The sequence below is a fragment of the Providencia sp. Marseille-Q8014 genome (genome assembly GCF_965112055.1).
The window spans coordinates 2,797,208-2,813,736 of the sequence record NZ_CBCOPT010000001.1; the positions used below are offsets into that span (position 1 = coordinate 2,797,208).

General features: G+C 41.6%; 12 protein-coding genes. 9 read left to right on the top strand and 3 right to left on the bottom strand.

What is annotated here, in order from left to right; all coding sequences use genetic code 11:
* Positions 1-130 precede the first annotated feature (130 nt).
* Genes ttrA through ttrB form a run of 3 tightly spaced genes read right to left on the bottom strand, consistent with a single transcriptional unit; the run spans position 131 to position 4,975 of the window.
* Positions 131-3,217, bottom strand: a complete 3,087-nt coding sequence (gene ttrA / locus ACWPW6_RS12385; RefSeq protein ID WP_163862398.1) for a tetrathionate reductase subunit TtrA — start codon at positions 3,215-3,217, stop codon at positions 131-133.
* Complete coding sequence (gene ttrC, locus ACWPW6_RS12390; RefSeq protein ID WP_154623006.1) at positions 3,210-4,238, bottom strand: tetrathionate reductase subunit TtrC; 1,029 nt, start codon at positions 4,236-4,238, stop codon at positions 3,210-3,212. The genes ttrA and ttrC overlap by 8 nt, the downstream gene beginning before the upstream one ends.
* Complete coding sequence (ttrB, locus tag ACWPW6_RS12395; RefSeq protein WP_154623007.1) at positions 4,238-4,975, bottom strand: tetrathionate reductase subunit TtrB; 738 nt, start codon at positions 4,973-4,975, stop codon at positions 4,238-4,240. The genes ttrC and ttrB overlap by 1 nt, the downstream gene beginning before the upstream one ends.
* Before the next feature lie 265 nt (positions 4,976-5,240).
* Between ttrB and ttrS the strand changes: the two genes are divergently transcribed.
* The 9 genes from ttrS to ACWPW6_RS12440 all read left to right on the top strand — a co-directional run bounded on the left by ttrS (position 5,241) and on the right by ACWPW6_RS12440 (position 16,528).
* Entirely contained in the window at positions 5,241-6,974 is a 1,734-nt protein-coding gene (ttrS, locus tag ACWPW6_RS12400) for a tetrathionate respiration histidine kinase TtrS (RefSeq protein WP_249999029.1), read from the top strand.
* Between the two features lie 225 nt (positions 6,975-7,199).
* Complete coding sequence (gene ttrR, locus ACWPW6_RS12405) at positions 7,200-7,796, top strand: tetrathionate respiration response regulator TtrR (protein WP_154623009.1); 597 nt, start codon at positions 7,200-7,202, stop codon at positions 7,794-7,796.
* Between the two features lie 162 nt (positions 7,797-7,958).
* On the top strand, positions 7,959-8,903 hold the full coding sequence (locus ACWPW6_RS12410) for a Kdo(2)-lipid IV(A) acyltransferase (protein WP_154623010.1): 945 nt from the start codon (positions 7,959-7,961) through the stop codon (positions 8,901-8,903).
* 69 nt (positions 8,904-8,972) lie between these two features.
* Entirely contained in the window at positions 8,973-10,193 is a 1,221-nt protein-coding gene (mdtG, locus tag ACWPW6_RS12415) for a multidrug efflux MFS transporter MdtG (RefSeq protein WP_154623011.1), read from the top strand.
* A gap of 436 nt (positions 10,194-10,629) precedes the next feature.
* Positions 10,630-12,162 (top strand): peptide MFS transporter, encoded by a 1,533-nt coding sequence (locus ACWPW6_RS12420; protein WP_154624628.1) that lies wholly within the window; start codon positions 10,630-10,632, stop codon positions 12,160-12,162.
* Between the two features lie 155 nt (positions 12,163-12,317).
* Positions 12,318-13,109: a PhzF family phenazine biosynthesis protein gene (locus tag ACWPW6_RS12425; RefSeq protein ID WP_163862408.1), complete on the top strand. Its 792-nt coding sequence runs from the start codon at positions 12,318-12,320 to the stop codon at positions 13,107-13,109.
* 258 nt (positions 13,110-13,367) lie between these two features.
* Positions 13,368-13,778, top strand: a complete 411-nt coding sequence (locus ACWPW6_RS12430; RefSeq protein WP_154624630.1) for an acyl-CoA thioesterase — start codon at positions 13,368-13,370, stop codon at positions 13,776-13,778.
* Positions 13,779-14,262: 484 nt separating this feature from the next.
* Positions 14,263-15,309 carry an aliphatic amidase gene (locus ACWPW6_RS12435; protein WP_154624631.1) on the top strand — a complete coding sequence of 349 codons (1,047 nt, stop codon included), beginning with the start codon at positions 14,263-14,265 and terminating at the stop codon, positions 15,307-15,309.
* A gap of 205 nt (positions 15,310-15,514) precedes the next feature.
* The gene (locus tag ACWPW6_RS12440) at positions 15,515-16,528 is read left to right on the top strand and encodes an AAA family ATPase (protein WP_249999030.1); all 1,014 of its coding nucleotides are present in this window, start codon (positions 15,515-15,517) and stop codon (positions 16,526-16,528) included.
* Position 16,529: the final 1 nt, after the last annotated feature.

A 16,529-nucleotide genomic window follows, 5' to 3' on the forward strand; every position in this document is an offset into this window, starting at 1 on the left:
GCGAAAAAAAGGAGGGCTCCCCCTCCTTGGCATCTGCCGAAGTTACGATGAGGTAGCTACATCGTAAGCGCAATGTCAACTGTCTAAACTGAATGTGACCAGAACCCTCCTCTCTGGCCACCTGTTATTTCTAACCAATAAGTTCAATACGAGCAGGCAATCCTTGTCTTACCGATGCTCCTGAAACCCAATCTAACCACGTGTTTGCCACTTCACGCGTTGGGTCGGCAAAACCTAGGTCATTTAGGTTGATACCTGAACCATTCGCTGCATTCATCGGCATCGGTTCACCATCAAGAAAGTGCTGTTTCGCCCCCATTTCTTTGTGACCATAGCCATGTTCAATCGCAAGTACCCCTGGCATCACACCGTCTAATACACTGATTTGAGCTTCTACATGGCCTCCTGGCGTCGTGATTTTGACCCAATCGCCATGTTTAACCCCCATTTTTTGTGCATCATTAGGGTGAATAGCCACAAGGTTGGTCGGCTTCACATGGCGTAAGCGTTCAATCATCGTGGTAGAACTGCTCATAACATGTGATTTAAATGACATGAGTTTTAATGGCCATTCGTTTGGTGGGAAGATATTGTTTACATCCTCACCATTAGCTAAACGCGGTGGATAATAGGTTGGACATCCACTGTAACGCTCGCCTGTAATGGCATGGCGATTAACCGCAACCGTTGGGTTCCAAATCTGTAAACCTTTTTTCCATTGTGGTCCTGTCGCATCACCATCCCATGCTTTTTCATAAGGAGCAAAACGACCACCACGTGTATAGATATAGGCTACGCGTCTGATCTCTTCAGGTTTTAGTGTTTTCTCCATGGCTGGCATAATGCGTTCCACACCACTGAGCTGAATGTCTTCGCTTGCCGCTTCTGGTACAGGCTTCTCACCCAACCAAGCCATATTCGCTGCCACACGTAGATAATAATCTTCTGCACTGTTCAATGAATGTTTATTGCCATCCATATCTTCAATAACGTTATCACCAAATCCTGGAAGGTTTAGTTCTTTAGCGACCGCAATACAGAATGCTTCCATCGAAATAGGCTGACCATCCGCCGTTTTCGCGGTACGCGGCTCAACAATCGGCCAGCGAGCTGTACTTGCTTTGACCTGGACGCCAGACCAAGGAGCACTGAATCCCCAACTTTCAAAATTATGAGTATCAGGAATGATATAGTCAGCCAATGCGGTGGTTTCATTCATAAAGGCATCAATACCAATGATAAGAGGAAGATGTTTTGGATCTTTCAGTTTCTCTTCCATCACTTGACGGATCCCTGCAATACCGTAAACAGGGTTCGTCATATTGGTGATCCACGCCTTCAATTGATAGGGATATCCCATCAGTGCCGATGCTAATTGCTCTGTTAATTGGCCTTTAGCAAACGGATACCAAGGTGCTTTCGCAGGATAAGGTGATTCACCCGCAGCGACACGAGCCTTGAATTCATCAGATTTTTCATAGACTTCGTTACTACGTGATAATACGACACCCTTTGGTTTCACTTTACCTGCATAGCTCGCTATCTTATAACGAGGACCATCGGTTTCGCCGTTAAATTTGCCGCCACCAACAGAGACTCCCCCTTTGAGGTTTAAGTTACCAATCAGTGCATTCAACATAATGACCGACCAAGCGGTATAAAAACCATTGCCTCCCATCATCCCACCATGGGAAATTACAGCGGCTTGACGATCATAAGAGGTCAAGGCGCGACCCAATGATTCGATCGTCTTCACAGGAACTTGGCAACGTTCGCTATACTCTTCTAGAGTCATGCGCTCAGCCGCTTCTTTTAAGCATTGGAAACTTGATTTCACAGTAACTTCACTACCATCATGTAACGTTACTTTACGCGTCACAAAAAGTTGTGCATTCGTGACATCATCAGCAAGTTTTAGCTCACCCGATGCATCCTGTACCAAGTATGCTTTTTTACTTTGTTCATCATCCGCGACTTGTCCATTCAAGTGTGAAGCAAGTAATAATTGTCCCGCTAATGGATGTGCGTCATCAGTGATCACCAAGTGCGTCGAGTTAGTCCAACTCTTCTCCCCCGCTGCTTGCATCGATTTTTCGCTCGGCACACTCAAATAGGCCGCATTATAACGCTCATTTTCGATGATCCAGCGGATCATTCCCATGACGAGCGCGGCATCAGTACCCGGTTGAACAGGTACCCAATGACCATGATCGTTAGCAAGTGTTGTCGTTAACGGTAATGCAGGCGCAACTACGACATAGTTAAAATTATCTCGTAAACGAGCAGACGCTAATTGGCGACCTTGACGTTTAAATGGGTTACCTGACTGTGCTGGTGAGGTTCCAATAAATAAGGCAAAACGAACGTTATCCCAATCGGGTTTGACGTGTGCGTTTTTATCCAAATCATCCATTAATGCACCAGAACCCGCACGATAGGCTAAACCACAATAGGAGCCGTGAGCACCAAAGTTCTTGCTACCAAACGCATTTTGCGCAAAGCGTCGAATGAAACCATCTCGGCCATCATCCCCAGCATTAGTGACTAATAATTGGTTTGCTTTTGGACCTAATTTGGGTTGTGCAGGATCCAGAGGGGTTTCGAGGTCACGAATAGCACGTAGTCCATCAACATGTCCCTCTCCAAATAAATCACCGCCCTCAACCACTTCTTTAATCAGTTGCTCAAAACTAATACGTTCCCATTTACCTTCACCACGCTGACCAACACGCTTCATTGGCTCTAGGATACGTAACGGACTCGTTAGTCCTTCCATCAACGTCGCACCACGTGCACATGCCGTTGAACGATGCTCTAAACCACTTTCTCCCCCCATTTTGTTGAAGGCCGTTTTCAAAGGCATACCGTAAGGAAAATGCTTTTCATGAGAAAGTGGATGGTATGGGTTACCTGCAATACGTAATACTTCATTCTTTGCCGTATCAACACGTGCGCGAATACCACACTGTGTCCAACAACCGAAGCATTGTGTCATGGCAACGACTTGTTCTGGATTTTCCTTCCAGCCACCATTCGCTTGGCCTTCAGGACGTAATGAGTTGCCATTGATACGATCTAATGTCACTTTACCGGAGGTGCCATTGGCGAGGCCATCGACTGCACGCTTAGCAACGTCACGGTAACCTGCACCAAACAGTGCTAATCCACCGACAACTAAACCACCTTTAAGCCATTGACGTCTTGAGAATTTAGCCATGTTGCACTCTCCTTGCAAACCAACGAACACCTTCACGAACGATAATAATTAGTGCAATCCACAATCCGAATGTACCGAGTAATGCGAGTAGCCCATCAGTGCCCATCGGGAAATGATATGGATTAACGATAACGTTGTATTTTGGTACCGCTTGAACTTCCATCAAGAATACCCAACGTAAACTCCAAGTTAGCCCCATCGCGACTAATGCAGCAACGGTGATATAACCTATCGAACGAGTCGCCTTCAGATTGAATACTGACATCAATAACGCGGCAACCCATAGTGCACAAATCCCCATTAACATCCACCAGCCAGGGCTTGCTACATCGAGTTGATGACGTACTGCAATACCTGAAATGGTGTCACCTGATAACCATAATGCGAAGCACACGGCTAATAAAAGTAAGGTGATGACCTGAAAACGTGCTAGACGTTGTTGATATTGTGGCTCACGTCGTGCACCTAAACCGATTAAAGCGGGCACTGCTTGCATTGCACTGAAGAATAGCAATACTGGGATCCACCAGCTAAACCAAATTGGTCGTGCGATTAATACTGACGCTTCACGTCCGGTATACAGCAATAACCCTATGGCGGATAGAGCAGACAATAGCGCAACCCAACGCGTTGCTTTAAACTCTTTTTTCCAAATAAACTTAACCAAGAGTGCGATGAAATACAGGCCAGTAAAGGTCGTAAATAAAGGCAACAGCACAGATCCCCACCACATCCATGACCAAATGGTTGGATGGGCATAGAAATGCCATACACGAGCCGTTTGGTGCAGATCCGCTGTCAATGCTAATGGTGCTGTAATACCCATCGTTATCGTGATAAATACCGCTATCATTTCTAAACGGCTATTTTCACTCTTAGCTTGCCAGTGTAAGTAACAAGCGTACAAGGTTGCACATGCTGCAATACCGATAAAAAAGAAATACTGAACCGCCCAAGGCAACCAAAAAAACTCTTGCGGTTGAGCCATAATTTCTGAGATATAAGCCACTTGTTCACTCATCAGAACACCTCCTGCCACAGTGCTGGTTGCCCTTTGCCGGCTAACGGCTGAACAAAAGCATCATCCAGACCTAAATAAAACACTTGCGGTAATGTGCCACTTTCAGGTTTAAGAACTTTAATTTCTGCTTCATGTTCTGTGAGCATTTTCCGAATAGTACTATTCGGATCTTTTAAATCACCGATAATGCGTGCCCCACCAACACAGGATTCAACACAAGCAGGTAATAATCCCACCTCAAGGCGATGAGCACAGAAAGTACATTTATCTGCGGTTTGTGTTGTGTGGTTGATAAAACGCGCATCGTATGGGCAGGCTTGAACACAATAGGCGCAGCCAACACAGCGTTCATTATCAATCACCACGATGCCATCTTCACGTTGGAACGTTGCTTGCACAGGACAAACAGGCACACAAGGCGGGTTATCGCAATGGTTACATAAACGGGGCAACAGGACGTTTGTCAGCCCTTCTTCACCTTGCAAAGAGACTTGATATTGGTTAACCGTCGTCCGGAATTGGCCTTGTGGCGTCTGATTCTCAACAGCACAGCTAACAGTACATGATTGACAACCGACACAGCGGCGTAAATCGATCAGCATTCCATAACGCTTTTCAGGATTACCTTCACGACGAGTTGGAGCGAAATTAAGTCCTGCTTCAGCAATCGGTATCAACGATGCCCCGGCAGTCACAGCTCCTAATTGTTGTAGAAATTTTCGTTTACTCAGATCCATAATTGGCTCCAGTAGGACATTGCTAATGCTAAAATAGAGGATAAAAATTGCTATTCTTTTGGTTTTACAGGTTTTATTTACCTGTTACATCAAGCTATTTTTGATAACCCCAGTAATTCTTATTTCTCTTTAAAAACGGTGTGTTATCTTTAATTGGTCTTATTGTAAGAGGGGCAGCGTAACGACCCTATTGTGGTTTACCACATACCCGTAGCTAAATTGATCTAACGCAACTAATAAGCCAAATATGTTAAAGAAATACTCTATGTCTTTGTATCGATTACTGATAATCATTCTTATTGCCGGGTCATTTCCGGCCATGGCAGCAGAATGGAAAATTGGGGTGCTTGCCTTACGCGGTGCTAACTCAACCCAAACCCATTGGCAAACATTAATTGATACATTGAATAATGCGCTGCCTGATGAGCATTTCACTTTGCAGCCGCTTAATTTAGATGAGATGCGTAATGCGATTTCAGAACGCAAAATTGACTTTTTACTCACTAATCCCGCACAATTTATTCAATTAGATAGCCGTTATCATCTACGTTGGTTGCTCTCTTTACGCTCTTCCGTCGAACCCGATAGTACAACACGCAATGTGATTGGTAGCCTTATTTTAGTGCGCGCTGATAGCGACGTTAACGAAATAAAAGACCTCATCGGTAAGAAGGTGGGGGCAATTTCTCCGGATGCATTTGGAGGCTATCTGTTAGGTTATAAAGTATTGCGAGATATGGGCTATGATGCCGAAAAAGATTTTCGCATGCAGTTCCTCGGCTTTCCTGCCGATGCATTATTGTATGCGTTACGGGACGACTCACTTTCTGCGGCCATTATCCCTGTCTGTTTATTGGAGAATATGGATAAAGAAGGGTTAATTGATAAAAACCATTTCCGTCCTTTAATCGAACATGAGAGCAATTTACCCTGTAAAACCAGTACAGAACTCTACCCGAATTGGTCGTTTGCCGCGCTGAATGATGTTCCTGATAATTTAGTTGATAAAGTGACTAAAACACTGCTTTCATCGGATAAGTCAGGTATGCGCTGGGGAGCCCCCGCCTCGGTCAATCAAGTTGAGACGCTATTGCGTGATGTGAATCAACACCCACAACAACGCCAAATTTGGCAAGATATTGTGAGTTGGCTGATCCAGCATCAAATCACTATCAGCATCGCGGTACTGTTTTTTATTCTACTTGGCATCAACCATGTTTGGATCGCATTTTTAGTTCGTCGCAAAAGTCGACAACTCGAAGACGCGCACAATCGCTTACGACAACAAGAAGCCAACTTAGCAAAGGCGCAACGGCTGAATATATTAGGCGAAATGGCTTCTGGGTTTGCTCATGAGTTAAACCAACCTCTTTCGGCAATCCGCCACTATGCCCAAGGCTGTATTTTACGTCTTCAAAAAGAGTCAGATGAACATCCACTGATTAACGCCCTCACTAAAATTGATAATCAAGCGCAGCGCGGTGGTGATATTATTCGCAATCTTCGGTTATGGGCAGGAAAACCAAACCAAGAAGTTGCGTTACCTTTAAGTGAGCAATATGTCATACCGACCATACAACATATCTGGCAGCTACTACGAGTTCCACAGCATTATCCTCTCGTCAAACTGATTTTACCTAATAGCCATGATGTCTGCTTGAAGCTCCCAGAAACACTACTTGACCAATTACTCTCCAATCTAATCAGTAATAGCTTACAGGCTGGTGCAAAGACTTTATGTTTTAGTTTTCACTTTGCACCAGAACGATTTTTATTGGTTTTACAAGATGATGCCGGTGGTATGGCGCCTGAACAGCTCACTCAAGGGATTACGCCCTTTGCGACGACGAAAAAAGAGGGACTCGGACTTGGCTTAGTGATTTGTCAGCGGCTGATTCAAAGCCAAGGAGGGGATATTCGTATTGAAAATAATCTGAGTGAGGAGGGGTTAAATGGCCTAAGAGTGACCTTAATCTTTCCTTATGAGGAAAAAGTATAAACACCAACCGCCTTCATACATCGACGGATAACATGAAGGCGAAGGTCATCTATTTTCAAGGTGATGTTCAATAAGAATGGAGTCATATCCCCTCACGCTAAATTTTAATGAATGTCGATTTACTTTCGCATACTATTGATAACATTAATCATGTGAATATGAGACAATCACGCTTCACCCGTTTAGATATTGATACCCCAGTTTGATGAAATGAGGTACTTATTCATGCCTGTTATACATCTGGTGGACGATGATCCTGCTGTCACGGATGCCTGCCAATTTCTTCTTGAAACACTCGGTTATACCGTTGTGGTTTGGAATGACAGTGAACAATTTATCCAACAAGCAAATCTTCATCAAGAAGGTGTGGTACTGCTCGATATGCGCATGCCAAAACTTGATGGCCGCCAAGTCCATCAATTACTCAAAGAACAGCAAAGTACATTAGCAGTCATTTTTCTTTCTGGTCACGGTGACATCCCTATGGCTGTCGAGCAAATCAAACTGGGTGCGGTCGATTTTCTCCAAAAACCCATTGATAGCCAATTGCTCGCTAAAACACTCGAACAAGCTCAAACAAAAACAACGCAAGCGACGGCCAGTTACCTCATCCAGCAACGCTACCAAACACTGACACCGAGAGAGAAAGAGATTTGCAAGTATGTCTTACAGGGCTTAATCAACCGAGAAATTGCAGACGTCGCCTGTGTATCAGTGCGAACTGTTGAAGTACACCGCTCCCGAATGATGGAAAAAATGGCTGTGCGTAATATTGCTGAATTAATGAGTACGCTACAGACGGCTAATTTATTAAATGAATAATTTGTTATAATAAGAACATTATTGATAAATAGGCTAATGTTTAAACTAAATCAGTCATTTCATGATGCTTTAGTCGTCAAAACCATAGATTAATCGTTGTTATAATAACAATGTCAATAACGAACAACGGTATAAAATCACTAACCTAATTTTTGGAAACCAATGATACAAGCTCCAAAGTTTCATAAAAGTTTATTACACCCACGTTACTGGCTCACTTGGTTTGGCATCGGCTTGCTGTACCTGCTCGTTCTGTTGCCCTACCCCATGATCTATTGGATGGGCACACGTTTAGGCATGCTATCGAAGCGGTTACTGAAAAAACGTGCACAGATTGCCGATCGTAATTTAGCACTCTGCTTCCCTGAAATGAGTTTAGAAAAACGCCAACAGTACATTAACAAAAATTTTGCATCCGTTGGCATGGGCGTTTTTGAAACAGGAATGGCTTGGTTTTGGCCTGAATGGCGTATCCGTCGCTGGTTTAAAATTGAAGGACGTGAACATATGCTCGCGGCGCAATCAACAGGTCGTGGCATTATCGTTTTAGGGATCCACTTTTTAACCTTAGAGCTAGGAGCAAGAGCATTCGGTATACTTAATCCAGGCATTGGCGTTTATCGTCCAAATGACAATAAGCTGATGGATTGGTTACAGACTCGCGGGCGTCTGCGTTCTAATAAATATATGTTAGACCGGAAAGATGTTAAAGGGATGGTACGTAGCTTAAAACAGGGGGAAATTCTCTGGTATGCCCCTGACCATGATTATGGTCCTCGAAACAGCTCTTTTGCACCGCTGTTCGCGGTAAAAAATGCCGCAACCACAAATGGTTCAGCGATTTTATTACGCCTTGCCGACCCGTTAATTGTACCTTTTATTCCTCGTCGATTACCTAACGGCAAAGGATATGAATTAATCATTCAACCGGCTATCGACAACTTCCCCGTTGATAATGAAGTGGCGGTGGCAACAAAAATGAACCAGCTCATTGAACAAGCGATATTATTAGCCCCAGAACAGTACATGTGGCTACATCGACGGTTCAAAACACGTCCCGAAGGAGAACCTTCATTGTACGGTGATTTAGACAAAATCCATCATTGATAAAACACAGCGGCTGTCGGTTTTCTGACAGCCGCTGTGTTTTAAGCATTACAGTTGAGTAAGGAGTCTATGTTAAACAGAAACAGTTATTGGAAACGTAACCTTTATGTGGTCTGGTTTGGTTGTTTTTTAACGGGGGCTGCATTTAGTCTGATCATGCCTTTTCTTCCGTTATATATCGAAGAACTCGGCGTGACCGATCATAGCTCTTTAAACCTTTGGACAGGTGCGGTTTTCAGTATTACGTTTTTGTTTTCTGCGATTGCAGCGCCGTTTTGGGGGCGATTATCCGACCGAAAAGGCAGAAAGTTAATGCTGTTGCGTTCGGCATTAGGTATGGCCATCGTAATGGTATTAATTGGATTTGCTCAAAATATTTGGCAGTTACTCGCGCTTAGGGCGCTATTAGGCTTACTCGGCGGATTTGTTCCCAATGCTAACGCATTAATTGCGACGCAAGTACCGGTTAAGAAAAGCGGTTGGGCGATGGGCGTGCTCGCAACCGGTGCGGTAAGTGGCGCATTAATTGGTCCGCTTATTGGGGGATTACTGGCCGACCAATATGGCCTACGCCCAGTATTCTTTATTACAGCTAGCGTACTCTTTATTTGCTTTATTGTTACGCTATTTTATGTCCGAGAACGTTTTACCCCAGTTTCACGTCAAGATGCCCTTAATAACAAGCAAGTCTTTGCATCGCTAAAAAATAAAAATCTGGTGATCAGCTTATTTTTTACGACCATGATTATCCAAGCAGCAATGGGCTCAATCAACCCAGTTATTACACTGTATGTTCGTGATCTCGCTGGCACAACAGAAAACTTAGCTTTTATTAGTGGTGTCATCGCGTCTATTCCCGGTATCGCCGCCCTGCTTAGCGCCCCTCGGTTAGGTAAATTGAGTGACCGCATTGGTCCTGAAAAAGTTTTACTGGCGGTATTAGCCGCTTCTATTTTTGTGTTATTCCCGATGGGGCTTGTCAGTAATTATTGGGAGCTTGGCGCACTACGCTTTTTACTCGGGGCATTAAACGCGGCCTTATTACCCGCCGTACAAACATTAATTATTTACAATATCTCTCACCAAGTGACAGGCCGAATTTTTAGCTATAACCAAGCATTACGTGATGTGGGAAACGTCACGGGTCCACTAATGGGATCATTTGTTGCGGCAAGTTATGGCTTTAGAGCTGTGTTTTTCTTTACCGCAGCCTTGGTGTTATTCAATTTAATTTATTCATGGTACATCATTAAACGACAATCCCAAGGTTGTCAGTCTCCCTCTGTTTGAATGTGATAGAAAGCAAAAAATTTTTTTTCGCTAAAAAAATTCGTTCCATACCGCCCGCTGATAAATGCAGTTATTTATTCATTTCCCTGATTTATTGTAGGTATAACAGCATTTTATGCAAAAAACAGAGAAAACATAACTTAAGCTTATGTTTTTGAAGGCTATGATTGTTTTATAATCATCTCTTTTCTTGTCAACCAAATTCCTGTATTGTCGCCTACCTTATCGTGAAAAGTGCGATTGATATCGACTTTTCACCTTAAAAATACACTTTTAACAAGAAATATATTCTGTTTATAAGTGTTTTTATAATAATGTATGTTAAAAATATGTTTACAAAATTAAGTTAACATATCTATAAATTTTAACACCTACAGATTCGCTAGGTGTATTTCCAAGCACAACCAATCAAAAAATAATTTATCGGAGTTCACAGATGAGTCATTCTGCGACTAAAACAAAAACCTTTTTTGGGCACCCGTACCCACTAAGTTCACTCTTCCTCACTGAAATGTGGGAACGGTTTTCTTTCTATGGTGTACGCCCTCTCCTCATATTATTTATGAGTGCAGCACTATTACAAGGGGGAATGGGGTTACCCATTGAACAAGCATCCGCAATTGTCGGTATCTTTGCTGGTGGTGTTTATATCACCTCACTTCCTGGAGGCTGGCTTGCCGATAACTGGTTAGGGCAACGTCGAGCAGTTTGGTATGGCTCATTGATCATCGCGTTCGGTCACCTATCCATCGCGATGTCCGCCTTCTGGAGTAATACCTTTTTCTTCGTCGGTTTGTTACTAATTGTATTAGGTACGGGTTTATTTAAAACTTGTATCACCGTCATGGTAGGGACACTGTACAAGAAAGAAGATACTCGTCGTGATGGTGGTTTTTCACTATTTTATATGGGCATTAACATGGGGTCATTTATTGCTCCTTTGATTATTGGCCCTTTACATGAAAAATATGGTTGGCACCTCGGCTTTGGCCTAGGCGGCATCGGTATGTTGATCGCGTTGTTAATTTTCCGTTTCTATGCCATTCCGCAAATGCGCCGATATGATAAAGAAGTTGGATTAGATTCCACTTGGAACCGTCCAACTGTAGAACGTAAAAATGTTGGTAAATGGGTTACTGTTGCAATGGCATTGCTAGCAGTCTTAGTTATCTTAATCGATAATGGCACGATCCCATTCAATGCATCGACAATTGCAAAAAGCTCCGCTTATATCATTGCAACTTGTGTTGGTATCTATTTCTTCTTTATGTTCTTCTTTGCAGGCCTAAATAGCAGCGAACGTTCACGTCTACTGGCTTGTTTAATACTGCTCATTGCTGCCGCATTTTTCTGGTCAGCGTTTGAACAAAAACCAACGTCGTTCAATATCTTCGCGCGTGACTATACCGATCGCCAAATGGGTTCCTTTGAAATCCCAACGATTTGGTTCCAATCTATCAACGCATTATTCATCATTCTGTTAGCGCCGGTATTCAGCTGGTTCTGGCCTTCCCTCGCCAAGCGCAATATGAACCCAAGCAGCATGACTAAATTTGTCATTGGTATCCTATTTGCTGCGGCAGGTTTTGCGGTCATGATGATGGCTGCTAATCAAGTTCTAGCGACACAAACGGGGGTCTCTCCCTTCTGGTTAGTATCAAGTATCTTGTTGCTGACATTGGGTGAACTGTGCTTAAGCCCTATTGGGTTAGCCACAATGACATTATTAGCACCACAAAAAATGCGTGGTCAAGTGATGGGCCTGTGGTTCTGTGCTAGCGCACTCGGTAACCTTGCGGCTGGTATTATGGGTGGTAATATCAATAAAGAACAATTGAATTCAATGCCTGAGCTGTTCTCACACGTTTCAATAGCATTAGTTATCTGTGCCATTGTTCTGGCTGCCTTAATTATCCCAGTCAGAAAAATGTTAAAAAACGCAGATGAGAATGAAGCGAAAGCAGAATAATCCTCATTAACGTCTCTATGCCCGATAGGTTTTTACAGCCTATCGGGCATTTTTATTTCAAGCATTAACCTATTATGTTGATGCTTAATTAGCGCTATACTCCTTTCCCTCTTACTCATTTAGCACCCTATTAAACTTGCCTTTGGAAAACCATTATGAGTACTACAACCTTTCCTGTTTATTATGTTGATGCCTTTACTCAACAACAATTTCACGGTAATCCTGCTGCTATTGTGTTACTCGAAACATGGCTTCCAGATGATCAATTAATGGCTATTGCTGCTGAAATTAATCTTTCAGAAACTGCATTCTTAGTTGGAGAGCATATTCGCTGGTTCACACCTAACGTAGAAGTTAAATTATGTGGTCACGCGACACTTGCGGCGGCATTTATACTGCATCAGTTTAAGCAACACCCGATTTCACCTTTCGTATTTCAATCTCTTTCTGGAGAACTCATCGTATACAAAAATGAAAAAGGGTTTACACTCGATTTCCCTGTGCTAGAAACAAAACAGGTTGCTGTTACCGATCACCCTCAATTAACCGACATTTTAGGGGTCGATATAGAATCATTATGGCTCGCTAAAGACCGCTATGTCTGCTTTTTAAGTGATGCCAATCAAGTTGCCAACTGTACGCCTAATCTGAGCGCGATGGCCGCGCTCCCTCTACCAGGCCTAACCATTACTGCCCTCAGTGATAACCCAAATGCTGATTTTGTATCCCGTTACTTTGCTCCCGCCAAAGGGGTCGACGAAGATCCGGTAACAGGTACCTCGCATTGCGCTATCGCACCATTATGGGCTGCACGTTTAAATAAAAATCAGCTAATCGGTCATCAAATATCTGCTCGTGGCGGTGTCGTGTTATGTTCAGTCGATAATGAGAGAGTCAAACTGACTGGAGAAGCAACGCTATTTTTAACCGGTAACATCCATATTTAAGCTCACGAATATGTGTTTGACTACGTCCCTATATTGACCCAAAAAATAATTATCAATGAAACATCGCCGGTGTAACTCATTTTGGATAGCGTATAACAATAAATTTATATACCCTAAATAAGGGGAATGTGGCAGCAATGAGGTAATCATTCGCCAGCCACATTCAATATGGATGGCTTGGACATATAAACCGAGTCATCACTACGGTGTGAAATATGGCTAATTTAGTCCCATAGCAAATAATTGTAAGGCAACATTATGCGTTCTGACGTTGATGAGATAATCACGCAAAAAATCGAAGATTCTATTACCAGTGTTTCCAAGGTTATTTTTCCTACAACCACAAACCATCATGATACCTTATTTGGTGGAACCGCCCTTGCGTGGATGGATGAAGTCTCTTTTATTACTGCAACGCGTTTTTCTCGTAAACGTTTGGTCACCGTTTCAACCGAAAAAATCAACTTCACTCACCCGATCCCCTCCGGCACAATTGTTGAATTAGTGGGTAAAGTGAGCCGTGTTGGTAGAACAAGTTTGACAGTAAATGTTTCTATCTTTTTAGAAGATATGTATCGTGAAGGCCGCGAAGAAGTGATCCATGGTCAATTTAACTTTGTCGCTGTCGATGATCATGGTAAACCAACACCACTTTTCGATTTTCAATAGGTCAGCATTCAATCTGGGTAGCAAGTCTAAAGTCTTACCTCATGAATGTATTGAGGTATTATTCTAAACGCTACCCTATCACACAGAGTAATCAGTCATTAATCCTGCCTTATTGGAAATAAAAAATAATAACCATCTACTTAAAAGATAACTTTAAAAAGCAGCAATGTGACGATATTGCCAGTTTTTCCTTCCATATTTAAAGATGATTCATAGTAAATAACATACCTACACAGCCTGATTAACCTCATTTCACACTACAAAAACCGCAATGACTCACCAATAAAAATACCAAATAAACTATAGGGGTCATTTTTTAAAAAAGTATTTTCTATTTAAATCAATACATTATACTCCCCAGTAACTGATTACAAAAAAACGTGATAATTATCACATATAGTCGCGAATTAACTCCCCTGATACCTCCATTTAGTTACATTTACTTAGTCATTAAACGAGTAAAAATAATATAGAGAGGAAATCTATGAGACATGGTGATATTTCGAGTAGTCCTACATCCGTGGGTGTTGCTGTCGTTAATTACAAAATACCTCGCTTGCATAACCGAGATGATGTTATTGAAAATGCAAATAAAATTTCAGATGTCATTGCGGGTATAAAAACAGGCTTTCCAGGTCTTGACCTTATTATTTTTCCTGAATATAGCACCCAAGGGATCATGTATGATCATGAAGAAATGATGGCTACCGCAGCAACGGTTCCCGGTGATGAAACAAGAATATTTTCAGCGGCTTGTAAAGCGAATAAGGTTTGGGGGGTATTTTCTATCACGGGTGAACAACATGAAGAACATCCTTTAAAAGCGCCCTATAACACGCTTATTTTGATCGATGATAACGGTAATATAGTCCAAAAATACCGTAAAATTATTCCATGGTGCCCTATCGAAGGCTGGTACCCCGGCGATAAAACTTATGTTTCTGATGGACCTAAAGGATTAAAAATAAGCCTAATCATTTGTGACGATGGAAATTACCCTGAAATATGGCGTGATTGCGCAATGAAAGGCGCAGAACTCATTGTTCGTTGTCAAGGTTATATGTATCCCGCTAAAGAACAACAGATAATGATGGCAAAAACCATGGCATGGGCAAATAACTGTTATGTTGCTGTCGCAAATGGCACTGGGTTTGATGGGGTTTATACCTACTTTGGGCATTCTGCGATTATTGGTTTTGATGGACATACATTAGGTGAATGTGGTGAAGAGGAAATGGGTGTGCAGTATGCTCAACTCTCAGTAACTGAAATCCGCGATGCTCGCCGATATGATCAATCACAAAACCATCTATTTAAGATTTTACATCGTGGCTATACCGGTATTTATAATTCGGGTGACGGTAATAAAGGGCTTGCTGAGTGTCCTTTTGAATTTTATCGCAGCTGGGTACTTGATGCAGAAAAAACGCAAGAACAGGTTGAAAGCATCACTCGAGATACTATCGGTATTTCAGAATGCCAAGTTTACGATTTACCCACGGATGAAAATAAAATAAAAAATGTTGGTTAACTAAAATCTGAAGTAGTAATTCATTATTGAATAAACGTTAAATATATTAATACTTGCTATTAATTTTCTACATCAAGGATAAATGGAGAGTATTTGGCATCTCTATTAGCCAAATATTATATAAATAGCAACTTGCATGATTAATAGAAATACACTGCTGTTCTTGAATTACTACTTTATCCATTATCATTAATTAGGAACAAACATGCCTTTTATCAATGATATGTTAGCATCGAACCTTCAAGAAAAAAACACTTCATCTCTAAAAATAGAGAAAGGACATTTTCGTTTTATCTTTGACCCAGAAAATGTTATCGAGAATATTGAAAAAACTATCATTGGGCAAGATGAAGTATTAACTCAGCTAAAAGATATTCTTTATTGCATTAAAACCAATATATTTGATCCCAATAGACCATTAACTACATTGTTATTCTTAGGACCAACTGGGGTAGGAAAAACAGAAACAGTCATTGCTTTAGCGAAGGCAATCAATAATGGTAAAGCGCATTATTGCCGAATAAACATGAATACTTTATCTCAAGATCACTATGCAGCCTCTTTATCAGGTGCACCACCAGGTTATTCAGGAAGTAAAGAGTCCTACTCGTTATTTGATACTGATAAAATAGAGGGCAGCTATAATACTCCTGGCATTGTATTATTTGATGAAATCGAAAAAGCCAGCAAAAGCGTCATCAGAACATTACTGAATATTCTTGATACTGGAGAATTAGAACTTGCCAATGGCCAAAAAACGATTAACTTCAAAAATACAATAATTATTATGACGTCTAATTTAGGGTCTAAAGATATTTTAAATGAAAAACAGGGTATAACTAAGTTATGGTCAAAAAAGAGCTATGATAATAAAATCATCTCATTACTTGAAAAACAGTTTGACCCCGAATTTATTAATCGAATAGATAGAAAAATAAGCTTTAAGAAAATAACCTCTGAACAAGCGATTAAAATAATTGATATGCAATTATCCAATCTTAATCAAAGAATAGTACAGTATTCAATTAATATCACACTCGATGTTTTAGCAAAAGTGAAAATAAATTCAATGTGTGACCCACGTTATGGTGTAAGAGATATAAAGCGTATTTTTAAGATACATATAGAACCTTTAGTCGCAAGAGCGATATTCAATAATGAGCACTCAATGCATATAGTGCTCACTGTCGATAATAATCAATTTATCATTAAGAGGTGAA